Origin of the sequence: Halopelagius fulvigenes, assembly GCF_042662625.1 — an archaeon.
Taxonomy (GTDB): domain Archaea; phylum Halobacteriota; class Halobacteria; order Halobacteriales; family Haloferacaceae; genus Halopelagius; species Halopelagius fulvigenes.
Genome location: NZ_JBHSXH010000011.1, coordinates 196,813 through 215,579, shown reverse-complemented (window position 1 = coordinate 215,579; position 18,767 = coordinate 196,813). Strand labels below are relative to the sequence as shown.

Here is an 18,767-nt window from a genome sequence, read left to right as displayed (position 1 = left end):
AGTAAAATCTGTAGAATTCACAAATCATATTGACATATATAAGATAACATAATAATGTATATATCAGTATGTTCTCGTTGTCGGACTGTATGACGCGCAGGCAGAAGACGGACGAACGGGAAGAGAACGAAGGTGAAGAGCTCGGGAGGCGAGATTACCTGAAACTAGCCGCGACGGGGGTAGTCGCCTCGGGAGGGCTCGGCCTAAGCACCGCCTCTACGACGGCAGCAACCGACGGAGGACCACCGAACCCGGACAACTGGACGCTCAACTTCGAGGACACGTTCGACGGGGGGTCGTTGGACACCTCCAAGTGGAGCGTCGGCTACGGGTGGGGTTTGACCGACCGCAACTCGGCCGGGCGGGTCAGTTCGGACGAGGTAAACGTCTCTAACGGACAGCTTCACCTCTCGATGCGGTACGACGGGAGCGTCACCACCTCCGCCGTGAACACGAAGGACAAGCACTACTACGGACCGGGCAGCTACTGGGAAGCTAGCATCAAACTCCCCGGGCGGACCGGAGTTCTCCCCGCGTTCTGGTCGAAACCGAACACGGAAGAGTGGCCGCCGGAACTGGACTTCATCGAAATATTCCAGAACGACGGCGGACGAGAAGACACCCACCGTGCGGAGTACCATATTCACTACTCGACATCTACGGTCTCGGACGACAGTTCGACGCACGAATCTCTTGACGTCGAATACGACTCTTCGACCGATCTGACCGAGGGGTTCCACGTCTACGGATGTCGGTGGCTCGAGGACCGCGTCGACTTCTACTTCGACGGCATCAATGTCGGTACCATCACCGACTCCACTGCGATGGAAGCGCTCAGGAACGGCGGACCGCAGTACATGATGTTGACGAACATGATCGATAAGGTCGGCACCACCGACAAGTCCACCCATTGGAGCGAAGAGATGGTCGTCGACTGGGTCCGCGTCTGGACCTCCGGATCGAGTTCCGACGGTTCGACAGATGAGACGACGGAGGACGCGACGGACGAGACGACGGACGACACGGAACACTACTTCTGGGTGCGCGCTGACAGCAACGACCCCGTGACGTACGCTTTCGAGGCGAGTGGCGGGAACATCAGCGTCGACAGCGGTGAACTGAGCACCGGTGAGAGCGACGAGTGGATATCGAGCGACGGTACTCTAGCGGGCGGCGTCGAAGACAATTCCGGCGGCGACGGCTTTCGGTATCACGGCGAGATAATTGACTTCGCTCACGACGCGCCCGTCGAGACGTATATCGACGACCAGTACGTCGACCCCGACACGCTCGTCGACCCCAACAGCCCCGGCCCCGAACAGCCGACCGACGAGACTGACGACGGCGGGTCGTCCTCGTTACCGCACACGATAACGTTCGACGGCAACGGCGGCGGTACGACGTACTCGGTGACCGTCTCGGACACCATCGAACCGGCCGGCGCGGCGGACGGCGGAGACAGCGTCTCCGGTTCCACCGCGGCCGGTTCGACCGGAAGCGGAAGCGACTCGTTCGGGTTCAGCGGCGAGATAACGAGTCTCTCGCTCGACGGCGACGCCGACGTCTCCGTAGACGGCCAACGCGTCGATATGCTGGTCATCAATCGCGCTTCAGGCAAGAACTCGGTAAGGTACATCGTCGAGACGGCCGGTCGCGTCATCAAGGCCGACGTCCCGTTCGCTTCTATCAACTCCAACGACAAGGTCAGGGGAGGAAAGATTTCCGGCAAGGTCGGGTCTGGCACCGACGCCTACTGGATATTCGGCGGCGACATCGTCGACGTGTCGACGTTCGGCGGCGAGGTCACCACCGAACTGAACGGCGACGTCGTCGACTACACCGACTAACGCCGCACCGACGACGCCCGGGGCGGGCCGACGCTATTTTTTCGGTGCTGCGTCGACGCTTTCGGAGTACCGACAGCGTCCGCCGACGGTCCATCAGCCGGTGTTTTGGCAGACGAAGATGTTCCGGTAACTCAACGACGGAAACGCCACCGCCACCGTCTCGACGAGACGGTGTATCGTCGACGCCTCGGGCGGTGTGCTGGTAGCTCCGAGTACAGTCAGTACGTGAAGATCGTGAGCGGAGAGTACCGAGTGAAGCGTCTCGTACGTGAACACCGAACTCCGCTTCGACAACGAACTCGGTCCCTCGTTCTCGCCGACCAGTCGGTCGAACTCGCCCCGCATCGGGTACGGTAACTTACCGAAGAGTAAGGCGATGCGGTTATGTATCGATGCCAAGTTGGGCGTCGTGAGGACGAATAAGCCGCCGGGACGAAGACACCGCTGTACCTCACCGAACAGGTGGTCTGGATCGCGTAGATAGTCGATCACTTCGCCCGCATGGACGGCGGCGAACTGGTCGTCGTCGAACGGGAGAGTCTCCTCGTCGAGGTCAACGCGGAACGCCGTTAGACCACGTTCTCGGGCTCGTTCGACGGCATCCGGTGAGACGTCGACGCCGTACAGTTCCTCAGCGCCGAACGCCTCTCCGATGCGCACCGTCAGGTCGCCGTCGCCGCACCCGACGTCGAGTAGCGACCCCGTACCCGTACTCGTCCGTTCGAAAATGTCGATGACTGCCCCCTCACGGTCTCGCGTGCGTGATTTCATCTCATTCGGATCTCCGCGGATCAAGCCGGCCGCCTCCGCGCCACGATCGGTGTAGTTCGCGAGGGCACCGACCGACGACGGTCAGTTTGGCCGGGCGAATAACTCTGCTCGTCATCATCGCTCCCAACAGCGGATCCAGTCGACTTCGTACGTCGCCGGGAGATCCTTCGAACGCGGGGAGGGGTCGCCCGGTCGGTCGATTCCAAAGTTGAGTATCAGATAGCAGGATTCGTCGCTGACGTGCGGCCCGTCGTACCGGAACCGCTCGATTCCGTCGATGTACCAGACGACTTTCTCCGGTGGGTCCCAGTCCACGCTGTACGTGTGGAAGTCCGCGCTTAAGTTCGGACCTCCCCACGTCTCTTGCACCTTTCGTTCCTCGCCTTCGGAGTTGGCGTAGTGGTAGGTCATGTAAACCTCGGGGTCGGCCCCGAAGAACTCGAAGATATCTATCTCCGGAGGATGATACGAAGCGGACGTGAGCCAGTAGGCGGGCCAGAACCCCGGAACGGTCGGCGGAATCTTGATGTTCGCCTCGAAGTAGCCGGGCTCGAACACCTCCTTCGCGGAGACGACGCCCGTCGTGAACTCTCGGTCCTTGGTCGGCCTGTCTTCGGCTTTGAGAACGAGCCGGTCGTCCTCGACGAAGACGTTCTCCGGGGCGGCGTATCCGTCGTAGTTGTGCGTCCGGGCGTCCCACGGGTACTTGTCCCGCCACGTCGACGTGTCGAGTTCGTTTGCCCTGAACCGGTCTTCGAGGATCAGTTCCATGTCGTCGGTGTCCGGAACCTCGTCGTTTCCCGTCGCCGTAGGCGTTCCTCCGCGCGCCGAGGTGGTGTTTCCGGACGCGACGCTCGACGGGTTGTCGGAGGTACACCCGGTGCCGAACACTCCGACGCCGACGGCGCCCGCACGAAGCGCCTGTCGGCGAGAGAGTCGAATTTCGCCGTTTCGGTTGTCCGACCCGTCGTCTCGCGGCCCCTCGCTCGCATCGACTCTCTGCTCCTCCTGGCGGTCAGGCCGAGATTCGTCGTTGTCTTGATACATTGTGGTAGAGGTTGAGGTGCTTTTCGGCGATACTGTCCCAAGAGAGTTCTTCACCGAGTCTGCGACTGTTCGCTGCCATCTCTCGACGCGATTGGTCGTCGCCGAGGACGTCGCGTATCGTCGCCGCAAGTCGTTCGGGGTCTCCCGAGGGGACGGTCCGTCCGGCGCCCGACTCTTCGACGAGGGACGGAAAGTCACCGGCGCGGGAGGTGACTACCGGCTTCCCGAACGAGAGGGCCGTCGCGAGCGAACCGCTGTGACCGTTCGTACCGCCCTCGCGTTCGTGGTACGGCATGACGACGGCTTGCGCCCGGGCGAAGTACTGTCTGACCTCCTCGTTCGGGATGAACCGGTCGTGGACCTCGAAGTGCGCCGGATTCTCCGCGACGACGTGTGCCACGTCGCGGGGAATCCGTCCGTCCCCGGCGACGAGCAGTTTCACGTCTGGAACGTCCCGGGCGACGAGGGGGATAGCGCGGACGAGCGTGTCGATTCCCTTGTGTCGGACGACGTTCCCGAAGAACAGCAGCGTGTTCGGTTCCGGGTCGCGGTCGATATCTTCGTAGTTTCCGAATATCGTGTAGGCCCCGTGCGGGATGACCGTCACGTCTTGAGGAGGTACGCCGCGGTCGATTAACGCCCGTTTTTGATTCTCCGTGTGGACCACGGTTCGGTCGAGTTTGATGTCCGGGATGGCCATGTGAACCAGTTCTTCCGCGAGGTGGGGCGGGCGAGCGAACGAGAGTCGTCGCTTCTCCACCTCGTGGCGCGTCACGACGACCGGCAGGTGGGCGTCGATACTGTGCAGTTTCATGAACAGTTTCACCTGCGGGAAGAGGTCGGTGGTGTCGTGGACTATGTCGGGGTCGACGGTTCGAACCTCTCGGACGTTCCGGTACGAGAGGATGCCGCGGACTACCTCTCGAGGGTCGACCTCGCGCCGCGAGAGTTTCGGCATGGAGATACCCAGCGGGGCGAACACCTCCCTGACATCGATTCCGCGGTCGAACACGTCGTCGGCACTCGTCTCGTTCGGTTTGAAGACGGTCACGTCTGCGTGTTCTGCGACGGCGTTGGCGAGTTCCGCCGTGTAGTGAGGGAGGCCGCCGGTACTCTGACCGAGGATGTAGAGCACGTGCATCGTCAGAGGCTGATCGACCTCCGAAGCGGCGGACCGATGACGCGGGTTACGGGGATGGGAATCTGCCGCCAGACGCGTTTGGCCAGTTCGTACTTCTCTTGGTCGGGGTCGGGGAGTTCGACCTCGCCGTCGGGGAAGTAGTGGTAGTCGTCCATCCAGACCTTGTCCCCGCCGAAGCTCTTTTTGAACATGTAGACACCGGACCCTTCGCGGGTCCGTCCGAGGTCGTAGGTCTCGTATCCGTTCTCGGCCGCCCACTCTAGCCCCTTCCAGACGAGGAGGCTCCCGCCGTTGAGGTCGCGGTAGTCGTAGTCCGACACCTCCTTCCAGTGGTACACCCACGACCCGAACGCGAAGTCGATGGCGCTGTTGATGGGCGTTCCGTCGTGCTCAACGATGTACAGCCGCATCGTCCCGTCGCCGTGGAACCTGTCCCAGAGGCGTTTGAAGAACCGAAACGGGTGGGGAGGACTCCCGTGTCCGCGCATCGTCTGGAGGTAGAGGCGGTAAAACGTCCGGAGGTCGGCCGTATCCTCGCCGACGCGAACTCGAACACCGTCGTCTTCAGCCTGCCGGATGTGCGTCCGGCGGCTGGAGCTCATCTCGTCCCAGACGGCGTCCGGACCCTCACCGACGTCGACCTCGTACGCCACGTACCGCTGTCTGTGTTCGAACGATTCGACCGAACCGAGGTCTCGGCTCTGGAGGCTGGCGACGTCCACTTCCAAGACGTCGGCCAGCGTCCGGACGAGTTCGGACAGTCGGTCGCGCGCGGCTTCCCGGTACGCTTCGTCCACGACGAGTGACCCCCGGGACGCGAACGGGACCGAGACCAGTTTGTCCCTGAACAGTCTGCTGCGAACGTGGAACAACGGGGCCGCGCCGACGATGTCGCCGCCGACGGTAGCCACGAAGTAGTACCGTTCGGGGCCGTAGGATTCGACAACGTCACCCCACCGCCACGTGGTGAACGGTGACCCTCCGTGCCGTTCGACGAACGCGTCCCACGCGCCGGCGTCGGTACACAGTTCGACCGAAATCCGTTCGGACTGCGTCTGTACCGCCGCTTGCGCGGTAGATGTATCGTCGTCCACTATCCCGAACCTCCTCGGTGGACGGTCGCTGTTCGGTGTCGTACGAACGGGTTGTCGTCGTGCGCTGTACGTCGGGCCGATTTTGGAGTGTTCGTAGCGGTCTGTGGAATCATGCTTATCTGTGACGGAGCGGAAACGTCGCGACGGCCAGTCGTTTCCGAGACCGATAACCGCGTCCCGGTTAGACGCTTGTGCTCTAAAATCAGTGTAGAGGCCATCTAGTATTGTAATGACCCAGGTACGCCCACTAAGCTCGGGTTATCTGAGGGCTCGGTCTACGACCCCGTCTCGCGTCGTGTTTCACCGCGCGGAGGGTCGGTACTCGGCGCGCTAACGGTGTCGTTCGGCCGTACGCGTCGCTACTGCTTCGACCGTCCCCCACTCGAACGAATCAAGTAGCCGGTCGAGTTTGGCCTCGGTCTTCTCGATGCCGTGGAAGCTGACGAACCGACTGTGGAACGGCGGAGAACCGACCCGTATCTCCGGATTGAACTCCCACGGGTGGAAGTAGAGCACGGCCGGTATTCCGAGACGTTCCAAGTTCTCGATTCCGCGCTTCAGCACCCACGTCGGCAGGACCCGGACGTAGAAACCACCGGCTATCGGCACTCGGAGTCGACTGCCCGCGACCGAGACGGGGACTTCGACGATGCCGTCTTCGGTTCCTTCGGACCGGTCGCGAAAGGGATCGGCCTCGGTGGCGATGTACGGCCAAATCGGCGCGCCGGAGACTCCGTACATCGGCGTCTTAACGGGGAACACGCTCGAGTCGTAGCGGTATTCGCTCGACGCTAGCACTCGCAACGCCCACTGCGTCTCGCGCGTGACCGAGAAGTTCGGGGCTCGAAATCCGACGGGTTCGACGCCGCTCGCGCGCTCTATCGCTGCCGAGGACTCCCGCAGTTCACGCTCGAACGCGTCGGGAGAGAGGTCGAAAAGCGGCGTGTGGGTGTGGCCGTGAGAACCGATTTCGTGGCCGGCGTCAGCGATATCCCGGATGAGGTCCGGATAGTCGGCCGCAACCTCGCCGACGACGAAGAAGGTGGCGCAGACGTCGTGACGAGCCAGAAGGTCGAGGACCGTCGTCACCGACTCTCGAATACGGTCGACCGGGTCATCGACCTCGTCAGCGAGGAGCGTCGCGGAGTGCCAGTGCTCCAAGTCGAAACTGACCGCGTGGGTCGGCGGGTGGCCGGACGACCGAGTCACGTCGGCAACAGCGTTTTGCCCACTTGCTTGACGAGCGTGAGTCCGTGTCGGACGGGGTTGTGCGTACTCGTCACTCCCTCGTACGATATCGTCGTGTCGACCTCCTCAACGTGGTAGCCGTAGCGGTACGCGTGGAAGAGAACGTCGATGCTCGCACCCATTCCGTCGGTGAGCTCTCTGTCGGCGGCGAGCGACTCGATCGCTCGTCGGTCGTAAGCTCGAAAACCGCTTTGGGTATCTCGGATTCGAAAGTCGGCGTTTAAAACGAACAGCGTGAACCCGACCATGACGTTGATAGCTTCGAGACCCAATCGCCGGTACGCCGGCATCTTGCTTCCGCCTTTGAATCGGCTGCCGACGACGATTTCCGCGTCTCGAGCACGCTGGGCGGACACGAGTTTGGTGATGTCCCCCGCATCGTGTTGGCCATCGCCGTCAAGGATAACGAGGTGGTCGGCGCCTCGTCGGGCGGCCTCGACGAAAGCCGTCTTGAGCGCCGCACCGTATCCCCGGTTTTCTTCGTGACGGATGACGATCCCACCGGCGGCGGCCGCGGAAACTGCTGTGCCGTCTGCGCTTCCGTCATCGATAACCAGCACTGTGTCGGCGTGCCTCTTCGCCTCTTCGACGACGGACCCGACACTTCCCACCTCGTTGAACGCCGGCACGGCAACGACGATGTTTAACTCTCCGTTCGGCGGCGTCGCCGAGTCGATGAGAGAGTTTCTGAGGGCCGAATTCACGCGCTGACCGACTCGCGTCGTGAGGTTGTTCGATGCCACGGATTCGTCCCGTGCGAAGCGCCGCAGATACCGCACGCGGCGTCCCGATCGGTTCTCATCGTCGGTCAGTTTGGCCCTGACCGCGTTCGGAATCTGCGTGGACGCTACGTGCTTCATCGCCTCTTCTCTGATCTTTGTTATCCTCATCTCTGAGTCCCCCCTTGAGCGTACGTTCAGAACTCGTCCGACCGACTTTGTTATTAAACCAGTATGGACAATTGGCAACAAATCAGGCCCTAGATACGAGATAAATACCAACTTTTGCGATGGAGATGGGGAGAGAGCCGGTTCACGTCAAAAATCCGTACAAAACGTGAAAACGAGTGCGAGTCCGCATCAACGGTGTATTCTAGCGGTTTAACCTAACGGTAGATAGAGGGTCGCTTTCCAGTGAAGTTGGACTGGATTATTCCATCAGGAGTGGAATACTATCGCGGAGTAGGAAAAGGTGGCGGTGTTGAAACCTTTTCTGACGGACATGACCGGTACGTGGCCTCGGTCACGATGGGTGCCCTCTCCGAAGTCGTGCCTCCTTCAGTGCGTGGAGTGGACGTCGTACTGGCTCACGGATCGCGTCTCGTTTTCAACAGGAATGTCTCGGAAGCAACGCACGCTCCGACGACACGCCGTTGTGCGCTGTCTCACGGTGAGGAAGACCACTACCGACCGCGGTCTGGAGGGCGGACGCATCGAGATGTCCCACGTTCGTGACGCCTCAGAGCTCGGTTCGACCCCGCACCACCGACGCTCCGCGAAGCGTTCGACCGCCCGGAGATGGCTATCTGACGGACTCCACCGAAGTCTCCCTCGGAGACCTGCCGCTGAACGGTGTAACCGGCATCGATGCGTCCCGGATCGAACGAGCCCACGTCTCGACCCATCTCACGGGGCGGGCGAACTTCACGAGACAAGAGTTGAAGAGGACGTTGTGGGTCGATACGGCGACCAGCGCGGTTCTCGATACCTCCGTGACGACAGAAAACAGGACACGGAGATCGTGCCGCAACTGGTGACTATCGTTCGCAAAGGAGAGAAGCCTCGCTATTTCGTACGAGGAGTAGCGAACGTCCGTGACCACCTTCCGTGGAAGCAACGACATCACCGCGTCATCTGCGCTGTCGGTGGGGAAACGACGACAGAAAGATCGTTTTACTGCGTAGACGACGTCAGTCGTCGCGCCACCAGCGGCGCAGTCCATCGACCCACCGCCGTCCAACCGGCTGCGTTTTCGGACACTGGGACATGACGGGAGCCGACCCCGTCCCCGCCCGCCGGGCGACGGAGACGCTCAGACCGGCCACCGCGAGGCCGGCGACCACGTCCGTCGCCCAGTGGATGCCGAGGTACATCGTGGAGACGGAGATGGACGCCGCGAGGGCGACCGAGATGGGGTACCACCGCGGGTAGACGTGTCGGAACCGGTGTGCGAGGAGGGCGACGGTGACCGAGAGCGACGTGTGGAGCGACGGGAAGACGTTCGTGTTCCTGTTCACCTCCGTCGTCAGGAGCTGCGCCTCCGGCCACGTCGTGTAGAGAAGCGACTCCACGAGTTCGGGCATGAAGTTCCGCGGCCCGTACGCGATGAACGCGACGTAGCAGACGAGTCCGACGCCGTAGTTGACGATGTAGGCGACGAGGAGTTCGTAGAGGGGTCGCGGATCGTCGTGGAGGAGGTACGCCGCGAGCGGAAACGTCAGCAGGAAGACGTACCCGAAGACGTAGACGAACCCGAAGTACGCGGTCAGCGCCGGCGTCGCGAATGACTGGAGGACGGCGACGAACTCCCCCTCGATGGCGTGGATGTAGCCGGTGATGTTGACGCCGATGAGCCACGACACTTCGACCCCCAGGTCGCGGACGACGCCGTTGGCCGCGAGGACGACGGCCAACACGCCGACGGCGGACGCGACGGCCCGGAGGTTCGACCGAACCGCGTCGGAGGCCGTCCGCATCCGGGCCGGGCCGACGACGACGGCGAGGGCGACGGCGAAGAGGACGAGGACGCCGCCGACGACCTGCGCCGCGACCTCGAGCAACCCCATCGGTCAGCCCCCGACGAGTTTCCCGTCGTCGTACTGGTACCCCGCGTTGCGGAATTCCTCTTTGACGCGTTCGACGTCGAGTTCGCCGTTCGAACCGAGGAACGGCGTCACCGGGTCCGTCCCGTTCCAGCGGAGGTCCGAGGGGAGCCAGCGAGTGTCGTCCAACGGACTCGCGGCGGGTTGCGCGTACCCCTCGAACACCTCCCGCGTGATGAAGTCCTTGTCCACGAGGTGCGCGAGCGTGTTTCGGAACCGAGGGTTGGTGAGCGGAGGGCGGCGCGCGTTGTAGCCGACGAGGTAGAACCGCTCGGAGCGGCGGACGATCAGATCGAGTTCGCTCGCCCGGCCGATCCGCGGGACCGTCGAGGCTCCGAGGGGGGTCCCGGTCACGTCAGCGTCGTCGCTCGCAACCGTCTCGGCGGCGGTGACGTCGGATCCCACGACCTGTACGGTCAGGCGATCGAACGCCGGGGCGTCCGCGAGGTGCGACGGGATGCCGTCCGCGTTCGTTCGGGTGAGGAAGTGGTCGTCGAACCGTTCGAGCACCAACGCCTCCCGCGGCGTGTTTCGGACAAACGCGAGCGGTCCGCTCCCCACCGGCGGGATGTTGTTGGTCACGAGCGCTTCCGTCGCGCTGCCGAGTTCGATGCCGCCGACGGAGGCGGCCGCGGTGCGTTCGTTCCAGACGTGACGGGGGAGCACCGGGACGGTGAACGCGCGGGTCGCGACCTGCGGTTCGCAGTCCACGAACCGGAGTTCGACCGTTCGAGAGTCGACGGCCTTCGCGTCGGTCACGAGGCTGCTCTGTCCCTGAAACCGCGGGGCGGGGACGGGTCCGTCCTCGTCCTCGCCGTCCTCCGTCTGTATCACCGACCCGAGCGACGTGTCCGCGAGGAACGCGTACGTGAACGCCACGTCGGCGGCGGTGAGCGGTTCGCCGTCGTGCCACGTCGTCTCCGGTCGGAGTTTGAGCCGCGCGACCGGTCCCTCCTTCCCCTCGGAGAACGCCCACGAGGAGGCGAGCCACGGTGCGACCGTCTGCCCGTCGGGCGAGTAGCCGAGCGAGTCGTACAGGAGCCCCGTTATCGCGCTGGTGCGGCGGAACTCGACCGCCAGCGGGTTCAGGTTCTCCGTCAGTCGCTGGTCGGTCGTCGCCACCGTCAGCTGAGACTCCGCGGCGTCGGAACTCTCGACGGTGAGACTCTCCGCGCCGGCGCGGCGGTTCAGGTTCAGATACCCCATCGGCGACTGCAGGTCGGCGCGCTGCCAGTTCGTGAACCGATCCGTCCGCGCGGCGCGGATGTCGTCGGGGAACGCGACGACGGTGAACGGCTGAGTGGTAGCGACCGACTGCAGCAACTGTTGGACCGCCTCGCGCCGCTTCTGACCGGACGTGTGACGCTGTTTTTCGAGCAGTTCGTCCGCGTCGAGGTTCGTGTACCCGAACGGGTTCTGCCACCCTTGCGCGCCCGCGAACCGGGAGTGCAAGAGCGGGTAGAGCGCGTCGGGCGTCCGAAACTGCGCCGGGGTGGGGGCGACGAACAGGTCGAACTCGTGGTTCAAGAGCACCTGTCGGAGCAGTTCCTCCTCGGCCATCGGCGTGACCTGGACGCCGATACCGGCGGTTCGGAGCCACGCCGCGACTTTGCGGGCGATTCGGAGCGCGTAGGGGTCGTCGTCGGCGGGGACGGTCTTGATCTGAAGCGTCACTTGGTCGGGAGATTTCCATCCGGTGACCGCCCGCAGCCGACTGGCACAGCCGCTTCCGAGGACAGCGACGCCAGTGGCGAGAGAGGAGAGAACGGCCCGCCGTCGGACGTTGTTGGAGGTACACGGCTGTGTCATTCCGTTCGTACCCCGTTGTGAACCCGCTCTAATATCTCTTCGGACTTCGCATCGACAGCGTGAACATACCACATCGCGATAGTTTCTGTCGGCATCTCTGAGAGTCCCGGACGCGAACGTCGGATGATCGGTCTAGAGGTTCCGTACAGTCGGTTTTCGGAGAACTGACGCGCCGAGTCACCGAGAGACGATAGGCAAGGTGCTTATTGGCGCGCGACAAGATTGATCCGCTATGGCCTCCCGGAGGCGAACGATTCGCAGCGTGCTCGCCGTACTCGTCTTCCTCTCTGCGGCGACGCTCGTCGTCGGATACGTCGACGCCGAGCGAACGAACGACAAGGTGACCGGCGATCCCTCGGTCGAGCAGGCGTTCAAGACCGGAAACCGCTCGCCGGTCGTCCCGAGTCGCCCGAACATCACCGTCGTCGCCACCGACTCGAACGCGTTCGTCGGCGACGAGGGCGACGGGGCGCGGGCGCGCGCGGAACTCGCCGCGTTCGCGCCCGACGGTAGCATCTACTACTATCAGGACAACCACACGCGGTACTGGGACGTGGACCGCGTCCCCGGCACGAACTCGACGGTCGAGTTCGTCTACGCGGACCACCTCGCCCCCGGCGACTGCGGGGAGACGGTCTGCACCCGGAACGGCGTCGAGCGCGTGAACCTCACGACGGGCGAACGGACGCAGGTGTACAGTCGCATCACGCCCGGCAAGCACTCCACCCGGTGGCACGACGTGGACCGGATCGACGAACACCGCCTGCTCGTCGCCGACATCGACAGGGACCGGGTGTACGTCGTCAACACGACCACGGACCTGATAGAGTGGGAGTGGGACGCCCAATCGTCGTTCGACGTCGCCAAGAGCGGCGGGCCGTTCCCCGACGACTGGACCCACCTCAACGACGTGGAGTACGTCGAAGTCGACGGACAGGAGGCGGTCATGGTGAGCCTCCGGAACCACGACCAAGTCGCCTTCGTCAGCTTTGAGCGCGGTCTGATGAAGAACTGGACGCTCGGCACCGACGGCAACCACTCAACGCTGTACGAACAGCACAACCCCGACTACATCCCGCCCGAGAACGGCGGTCCGGCGGTTCTCGTCGCCGACTCCGAGAACGGGCGCGTCGTGGAGTACCAGCGAGAGAACGGCGAGTGGAACCGGACGTGGACGTGGGCGGATCAGCGCGTCCAGTGGCCGCGCGACGCCGACCGCCTGCCGAACGGCAACACCCTCGTCACCGACTCGAACGGCGACCGAGTGTTCGAGGTGAACCGCGCGGGCGAGGTGGTGTGGTCCGCGACGGTCGGCTTCCCCTACGAGGCCGAACGACTCGGAACGGGCGACGAGAGCGAGGGCGGCGAGAGCGCCGCCAGCCTCGGACTCCCCTCGAAGACGCCGGCCGAAGGCGAGAGGTCACTCCTCGCGCGGGCGACGGCGACGCTGCCGCCGAAAGTCGTCAACTCCATCGCGTACGCCTTCCCGCGGTGGGTCGGCGTCGCGGAGGGCCTCGCCGTGGTCGTGTTGGTCGTGACGCTCATCCGATGGCTCACGCTGGAGTACCGCTGGACGGACAGGACCGTGAGCGTTCGCTCACCGCTTCGTTTCGGACGTAAATGACCGTACGAGAGACCTACTCGGGCCGATTAGCGTCGAACGCCGACAGACTCCGCCGCGCCGTTCCGCTGGAGGCGCGGGACCGCAGGTGGCTGACGCTCGCGTTGGTTCCGAGCGTCGTCGCCGTCTGCGTCTACCTCGCGACAAATCCCTACCCGGCGTACGGCGCGGGACTGTACACCCAAATCGCCGAGGAGATTATCGCCGGCGGCTACGCCCCGCCGACTCGGATTCCGGGGTACACCGCCGACGGCGTCCCCTTCGCCTACCCGCCGCTCCAGTTCTACGTGCTCGCCGTGCTCATCGATATGGGCGGCGACCCCGTCACCATCGCTCGGTTCCTCCCGAGCGTCGCCGTCGTCGCCGTCCAGATTCCCGTCTACCTCCTCGCGCGCGACTACACGGGGTCCCGCCCCGCCGGGGCCGCAACCGCGGCGGCGGTGGCGCTGAACCCCCAGATTCTGGAGTGGCACATCTCCGCCGGCGGCGTCGTCCGCGCGTTCGCCTACCTGTACGCGCTGACGGCGATATACGCCGGCTACCACGTATTCACCTCGGGCGACCGGCGGGCGGTCCTCGGGGGACTGGCCGCGTTCGGGCTGACGCTCCTGACCCACCCGACGTACTCGCTGTTCGTCGTCACGACGTACCTGCTGATGTGGGCCGTGTTCGACCGCTCCCTCGCCGGGTTGGTCCGCGGCGCGATAGTCGGCCTCGGCGGCACCGTCGTGGCCTCCCCGTGGTTGGCGTGGATGGCGTCGGTCCACGGCGTCGAGACGTTCGCGGCGGCGGGGAGCACCCACGGCGGCATCGGCGGCGGGATGAGCTTCCTCTACGGCGCGATTTCGGTGTACACCGCGATACCGCTGGTGGCGGCGGCCTACCTCCTCGTCGTCAGGCGCGAGCGGTTCCTTCCCCTCTGGTTCGTCGCCGCGGAGGTGCTGTTCAAACAGCCCCGGTTCTCCTACACCGTGGGCTCGTTCGCCCTCGTCGCTGTCGGCCTCGACGTCGCGGGGCGGATACGCGCGCTCGACCGCGCCGGTCCGCGGAACGTCGATTGGCGCGCGGCGGGGACGGCGGCGCTGATACTCGCGGCGACGGTCGGCGGCGGCGCGTACCTCGCCTACGAGATGACGCTGGTCACGGACCCCACGACGCCCGAGTTCCTCGACGACGAGGCCGTCGAGGCGATGGAGTGGGCGGCGACGGAGACGCCCGAGGACGCGACGTTCGTCGTCCTCGGCGACGCCGCCGAGTGGTTCCCGGTGCAGGCCGAGCGGACGATACTGGTCGGCCCGTGGGGCGTCGAGTGGGAGGGCGCCGATAAGTACGAACCGCAGCTCGGCGCGTACAAGAACGTCTCCGCCTGTCAGACCGCCTCCTGCGTCGAGAGAACCGCCGCGACGGTCGGCGCGAACCCGGACTACGTCTACGTGCCGAAAGGGAGGTACACCGTCCGCGGCGCGGGGATGGTGCAGTTCGGGTCGCTCGAACGGTCGTTCGAGCGGTCGCCGCGGTGGGAACTCGCCTTCGAGAACGAGGGCGTCGCGATCTACCGCGCGAGGGCCCCCGAGTGACGCCGCGGGAGCCTCAGACGTAGCCGAACAGCGACGCCGCGAGCGTGACGAACCACGCGGAGACGCCGAGCGCCGTGAACCGTCGGTTGTCGCGCGCGGCGCCGTACGCGAGCACGCCGATGGCGCTCATCAGCGCGAACCGGTGCAGCACCAGGCTCACGGGAACCGTCGAGATGCCGACGCCGCCCAAGTCGAGGACGAACCCCGCGCCGAGTCCGGCGGCGGCGACGAGCGCCGTCCGGTTCGCCGGGCGACCCCGCGCGAAGAAGGCCGCGAGCGCCGGTAATCCGAACACCAGCGTCGGGTAGAGCACCGCGGCGAACAACTTCGGCGTCACGCCCGGCATCGTCTGCTCGGCGGTGATGCCGGCGGCGCGGACGCCGACGACGAGTGCGGCGAGCGACACCGGGAGCGCGGCGTCGGAGAGGTTCCACCGGCGGCGACTCGACCGCGGGAACGCGACGCCGACGAGGAGGGAGACAGACGCGAAGTCGATGATCGTCAGCCACCCGTCGCTCCCGCCGCCGCCGAGTCCGTGGTACTCGCGGCTGACGCTCTCGACGAACGGTTCGTCCCGGAGGTCGCGTTCCACGAACCGCGCGCCCGGCGCGACGCCGGTGACGGTGTGGCGCAGGCGGAACCAGTCCCAGTACTCGGTGTGGGCTTGGAACGCCGTCCAGTTACCGAAGGGCCCGGGGTACGCCCGGATGTGAGTTCGGTGGCCGAGATAGGTGCCGGTCGCCAGTTGGTATCGGGACTCTATCCACCGGCCCGAGGCGTTCGGGTTGGGGGTGACGTACGTGTACCGGGACGAACCGCGCGCCGGTTGCCACGGCGATTTACCAACATTGACCTCGACTCTGGTCTCGGTCGCGGTTCGGTTCTCGGGTGTGGTCGTGGTCCCGTTCTCGGGCGTGGCCGCGGTCCCGTTCTCGGTCGGGGTCGCGGTCCCGGTTCTGGTCGCGGTCGCGGCCGTGGTCCTAGTTGCGGTCCCGGTCCTGGTCGCAGTCGCGGCCGTGGTCCCGGTTACGGTCTCGGTCGCGGTCACGGTCTCGGTCGCGGTCTTTGTCCCGGTCTCGGTCACGACCTCGGTCTCGTCTTCGACGACCGTCCAGTTGGCCTGCGAGCGGCGTTCGAGGGCCCGCCGAATCTTCCCCCGGTCGCCCCTGACGACGACGTTGATAGCGAGCGTTCGGTCGTCGACGGAGCGACTGCGGCTGGTGTACGGCCAGAGGTAACTCCCGGTCTCCTCCGGTTGGTACAGTTGCGCATCTCGGGGAGTCCGGTGTTCGGGGGCGGCGCTCCCGTCGAGGAATCCCCCCGCGAGCAATCCGACGACGAGGAGGCCGACGATCAGTATTCGGCGGTGTCGCACGTTCACCCCTCTGTTCGTTCTGTATTATATGTCTTATCCTCTGCCGGAACAATAGTACAGTAGATGATGTTTTCCGAGATTGTGCTAAAGAGCGATCATAGGGCCTAAAACGCAAATATCCCGTCTTACAACGCGTTGACTTGTGCGTTAAAATATCTAATCACCGACGGCCGAGAGCCGCCGAAGACGGGATGTTAGTCGAAGGAAAGGTGAAATAGAGAGGAATCCAACAGGAGAGGCGAACCGAGAGCGGGCGCGCGCGCGAAACGGCCGCCCTCCGAGAGTCGATTCGGTCCCTCACATCCATGGCAGACCCTCACCTCCAATCGGCCGACGCCTCCGTCTCGTGGCAGTACGACGTGACCGACTCGTGCCTCTTGCACGCGCTCACGTACGCGCTTCCGGGATTTACCGGCGGAGTGGTACTCCTCGTCGCGCTACTGGCGGGGAGAGTCGCGCTGGACGCGATCAGAGCGGGTGATATCGGCCGCGCGGTCGGCGTACTCGGCGCCGCGGTGCTGGCCCTCCTCGTCCGCCGGTACGTCCCGGCGCTACTGGACACCGCCGACGCGTTCGGCCCGTGGAAGCGCTACTCTCCGCTCGGACTTGCCGCGAGCAGCGTCGTCGGCGCGGCGGCCGTCCTCTGGAGTCTGCAGGTCAGTCCCGTCGCGCCGTTCGCGCTGTTCGTGGCGAGTTGGATTCCAACCGTCCTCGCGGCGGAGTTTCCCACCGCGGGCCACGCGACGCCCGAGGCGGGGACGCTCGTCGTGGACGGGAGTCCGATTCCGCTCGACGCGCTATCGCGCTATCGGGCCGTCTCCGTCGGCGGCGTCGCGGTCTGTTGGCTATCGTATGCTCGCGGCGTGCCGCGGGCGCCGCGAACGGTCGTCGTCCCGAACGATGCGTTCGGAGCGGTGCGTGCGGTGCTCGAAGGCGCGGAGCGTCGGAGCGACGGGAGCGAGGACTCGCTCCGCGGCGCGGAACGCGCTATCGTCGCCGCGTTCGGCCTCGGTTCGCTTGCCGTCGGACCGGCGCTTCGGATGCTCCTCCCGTCCGGCGGGGGGCGGGCCGTCGCGCTCTACGCCGGCGCGCTGTTCGGCGTCTTCGGAGCGGTGTTTCTCTGGTACGCGGCGACGGCGTGAGTCGTCCGACGCACCTCCGGGCGAACGGTGGCGGCCGAGGCGCGGGCGGTGACCGAGCGTCGGACTACCCTGAGAGTGCGTCGCCGGTCGTCCGGCACGCGTTCGGAATCGCCTCGGCGCGGACGGCCGGTACGAAATAGGCTGTCCCGGCGAGTGACGGAGCGGAACGCCCGTCCCGTTACTCGGACACCTGCACGACCTGTTTGCCGATGTTGTCGCCGGAGAACAGGCCGAGGAACGCGTCGGGCGCGTTCTCCAACCCCTCGACGACAGTCTCGCGGTGTTGGAGTTCGCCCGACGCCACCCACTTCCCGAGTTGCTCGCTCGCCTCCCCGAAGCGCGTCGCGTAATCGCCGACGAGGAGTCCCTGCACTTTCGCCCGCGGCGCGATGAGCATCGGGAGTTTCCGCGGACCCGTCGGGACGCCCTCGTCGTTGTAGTGGGCGATCTGTCCGCAGACCGCGACGCGCGCGTCGAGGTTCAGCTTCGTGAACACCGCGTCCGTGATCGGCCCGCCGACGTTGTCGAAGTAGACGTCGACGCCATCGGGCGCGGCGTCGTCTACGGCCGCAGAGTAGTCGTCGGTCGTCTTGTAATTGATAGCCGCGTCGAATCCCAAGTCATCGGTGAGCCAGTCGGTCTTCTCGTCGGACCCGGCGAACCCGACGACGCGGCAGCCGCTCATCTTCGCAATTTGCCCGACGACCGACCCGACCGCGCCCGCCGCGCCGGAGACGACGACCGTATCGTCGGGCTTCGGTTCGGCGACGTCGAGCAGTCCGAAGTACGCCGTTCGGCCCGGCATCCCGAGGACGCCGAGGTACGCCGGCAGTCCGGCGACGTCCGGGTCCACGGGCGCGACGTCGTCGGCGTCCAGAACGGAGTAGTCCGCCCACGTCCCCTCGCCGGTGACGAAGTCGCCCTCCTCGTACCGTTCGCTCTCGCTCTCGACGACTTCGCCGACGACACCGCCTCGCATCGGGTCTCCGACCTCCCACGGTTCCGCGTACGACTCGGTGTCCCGCATCCGACCTCGCATGTAGGGATCCACCGAGAGGTACCGGACGCGAACGAGAAGCTCGCCGTACCTCGGTTCCGGTCTGTCGCTCTCGCGCAGCTCGAAACAGTCCCGACTCGGCTCGCCCTCCGGTCGCTCGGCGAAGTACCACTCGCGGTTCGAGTCTCGCATACCCGCGTTTCGGTCTCCCCCGGAAGATGCCTTCCGGTCGCGGAAGTTCGAATCTCGAAAGCCGGGCCGGAGCGGGCGCGGAGAG

The 18,767-nt window shown here is 65.1% G+C and carries 14 protein-coding genes; 4 read left to right on the top strand and 10 right to left on the bottom strand.

Translation table 11 applies throughout. The features are described from left to right. Positions 1–89: 89 nt before the first annotated feature. On the top strand, positions 90–1,847 hold the full coding sequence (locus ACFQEV_RS08890; RefSeq protein WP_379694994.1) for a glycoside hydrolase family 16 protein: 1,758 nt from the start codon (positions 90–92) through the stop codon (positions 1,845–1,847). A gap of 93 nt (positions 1,848–1,940) precedes the next feature. Here the strand turns inward: ACFQEV_RS08890 and ACFQEV_RS08885 are convergent, their stop codons facing one another. The 8 genes from ACFQEV_RS08885 to ACFQEV_RS08850 all read right to left on the bottom strand — a co-directional run bounded on the left by ACFQEV_RS08885 (position 1,941) and on the right by ACFQEV_RS08850 (position 11,778). Further along, the gene (locus ACFQEV_RS08885) at positions 1,941–2,618 is read right to left on the bottom strand and encodes a class I SAM-dependent methyltransferase (protein ID WP_379694992.1); all 678 of its coding nucleotides are present in this window, start codon (positions 2,616–2,618) and stop codon (positions 1,941–1,943) included. Positions 2,619–2,732: 114 nt separating this feature from the next. After that, complete coding sequence (locus ACFQEV_RS08880; protein ID WP_379694990.1) at positions 2,733–3,665, bottom strand: glycoside hydrolase family 16 protein; 933 nt, start codon at positions 3,663–3,665, stop codon at positions 2,733–2,735. Beyond that, a complete protein-coding gene (locus tag ACFQEV_RS08875) occupies positions 3,634–4,806 on the bottom strand; it encodes a glycosyltransferase family 4 protein (protein ID WP_379694988.1) in 1,173 nt (390 codons plus the stop codon). The genes ACFQEV_RS08880 and ACFQEV_RS08875 overlap by 32 nt, the downstream gene beginning before the upstream one ends. Before the next feature lie 2 nt (positions 4,807–4,808). Further along, positions 4,809–5,900 carry a lipid II:glycine glycyltransferase FemX gene (locus tag ACFQEV_RS08870; protein ID WP_379694986.1) on the bottom strand — a complete coding sequence of 364 codons (1,092 nt, stop codon included), beginning with the start codon at positions 5,898–5,900 and terminating at the stop codon, positions 4,809–4,811. Between the two features lie 330 nt (positions 5,901–6,230). Next, positions 6,231–7,109, bottom strand: coding sequence for a polysaccharide deacetylase family protein (locus tag ACFQEV_RS08865; protein ID WP_379694984.1), 879 nt, complete (start codon positions 7,107–7,109; stop codon positions 6,231–6,233). Continuing rightward, positions 7,106–8,038, bottom strand: coding sequence for a glycosyltransferase family 2 protein (locus ACFQEV_RS08860; protein ID WP_379694982.1), 933 nt, complete (start codon positions 8,036–8,038; stop codon positions 7,106–7,108). The genes ACFQEV_RS08865 and ACFQEV_RS08860 overlap by 4 nt, the downstream gene beginning before the upstream one ends. Before the next feature lie 1,019 nt (positions 8,039–9,057). Then, positions 9,058–9,933, bottom strand: coding sequence for a phosphatase PAP2 family protein (locus ACFQEV_RS08855; protein ID WP_379694980.1), 876 nt, complete (start codon positions 9,931–9,933; stop codon positions 9,058–9,060). A 3-nt stretch (positions 9,934–9,936) separates the two neighbouring features. After that, a complete protein-coding gene (locus ACFQEV_RS08850) occupies positions 9,937–11,778 on the bottom strand; it encodes an ABC transporter substrate-binding protein (RefSeq protein WP_379694978.1) in 1,842 nt (613 codons plus the stop codon). A 262-nt stretch (positions 11,779–12,040) separates the two neighbouring features. Here ACFQEV_RS08850 and ACFQEV_RS08845 point away from each other — a divergent pair, with 262 nt between their 5' ends. Both ACFQEV_RS08845 and ACFQEV_RS08840 read left to right on the top strand, forming a co-directional pair. Further along, on the top strand, positions 12,041–13,402 hold the full coding sequence (locus tag ACFQEV_RS08845; RefSeq protein WP_379694976.1) for an arylsulfotransferase family protein: 1,362 nt from the start codon (positions 12,041–12,043) through the stop codon (positions 13,400–13,402). Beyond that, complete coding sequence (locus tag ACFQEV_RS08840) at positions 13,399–14,976, top strand: glycosyltransferase family 39 protein (protein WP_379694974.1); 1,578 nt, start codon at positions 13,399–13,401, stop codon at positions 14,974–14,976. Before ACFQEV_RS08845 ends, ACFQEV_RS08840 begins: the two co-directional genes overlap by 4 nt. A 13-nt stretch (positions 14,977–14,989) precedes the next feature. Here ACFQEV_RS08840 and ACFQEV_RS08835 read toward each other — a convergent pair whose 3' ends face one another. Next, complete coding sequence (locus ACFQEV_RS08835; RefSeq protein WP_379694972.1) at positions 14,990–16,351, bottom strand: hypothetical protein; 1,362 nt, start codon at positions 16,349–16,351, stop codon at positions 14,990–14,992. A gap of 305 nt (positions 16,352–16,656) precedes the next feature. On the opposite strand from ACFQEV_RS08835, the gene ACFQEV_RS08830 reads away from it, so the two are divergent. Beyond that, positions 16,657–17,493 carry a hypothetical protein gene (locus tag ACFQEV_RS08830; protein ID WP_379694970.1) on the top strand — a complete coding sequence of 279 codons (837 nt, stop codon included), beginning with the start codon at positions 16,657–16,659 and terminating at the stop codon, positions 17,491–17,493. A gap of 178 nt (positions 17,494–17,671) precedes the next feature. Here the strand turns inward: ACFQEV_RS08830 and ACFQEV_RS08825 are convergent, their stop codons facing one another. Continuing rightward, entirely contained in the window at positions 17,672–18,682 is a 1,011-nt protein-coding gene (locus ACFQEV_RS08825; RefSeq protein WP_379694968.1) for an NADP-dependent oxidoreductase, read from the bottom strand. Positions 18,683–18,767: the final 85 nt, after the last annotated feature.

Excerpts from the sequence above, each read along its gene's own strand:
- ACFQEV_RS08860 (WP_379694982.1), bottom strand. The coding sequence starts at position 8,038 with ATGAGGATAACAAAGATCAGAGAAGAGGCGATGAAGCACGTAGCGTCC.
- ACFQEV_RS08890 (WP_379694994.1), top strand. The coding sequence starts at position 90 with ATGACGCGCAGGCAGAAGACGGACGAACGGGAAGAGAACGAAGGTGAA.
- ACFQEV_RS08875 (WP_379694988.1), bottom strand. The coding sequence starts at position 4,806 with ATGCACGTGCTCTACATCCTCGGTCAGAGTACCGGCGGCCTCCCTCAC.
- ACFQEV_RS08885 (WP_379694992.1), bottom strand. The coding sequence starts at position 2,618 with ATGAAATCACGCACGCGAGACCGTGAGGGGGCAGTCATCGACATTTTC.
- ACFQEV_RS08850 (WP_379694978.1), bottom strand. The coding sequence starts at position 11,778 with ATGACACAGCCGTGTACCTCCAACAACGTCCGACGGCGGGCCGTTCTC.
- ACFQEV_RS08830 (WP_379694970.1), top strand. The coding sequence starts at position 16,657 with ATGGCAGACCCTCACCTCCAATCGGCCGACGCCTCCGTCTCGTGGCAG.
- ACFQEV_RS08825 (WP_379694968.1), bottom strand. The coding sequence starts at position 18,682 with ATGCGAGACTCGAACCGCGAGTGGTACTTCGCCGAGCGACCGGAGGGC.
- ACFQEV_RS08840 (WP_379694974.1), top strand. The coding sequence starts at position 13,399 with ATGACCGTACGAGAGACCTACTCGGGCCGATTAGCGTCGAACGCCGAC.
- ACFQEV_RS08880 (WP_379694990.1), bottom strand. The coding sequence starts at position 3,665 with ATGTATCAAGACAACGACGAATCTCGGCCTGACCGCCAGGAGGAGCAG.
- ACFQEV_RS08855 (WP_379694980.1), bottom strand. The coding sequence starts at position 9,933 with ATGGGGTTGCTCGAGGTCGCGGCGCAGGTCGTCGGCGGCGTCCTCGTC.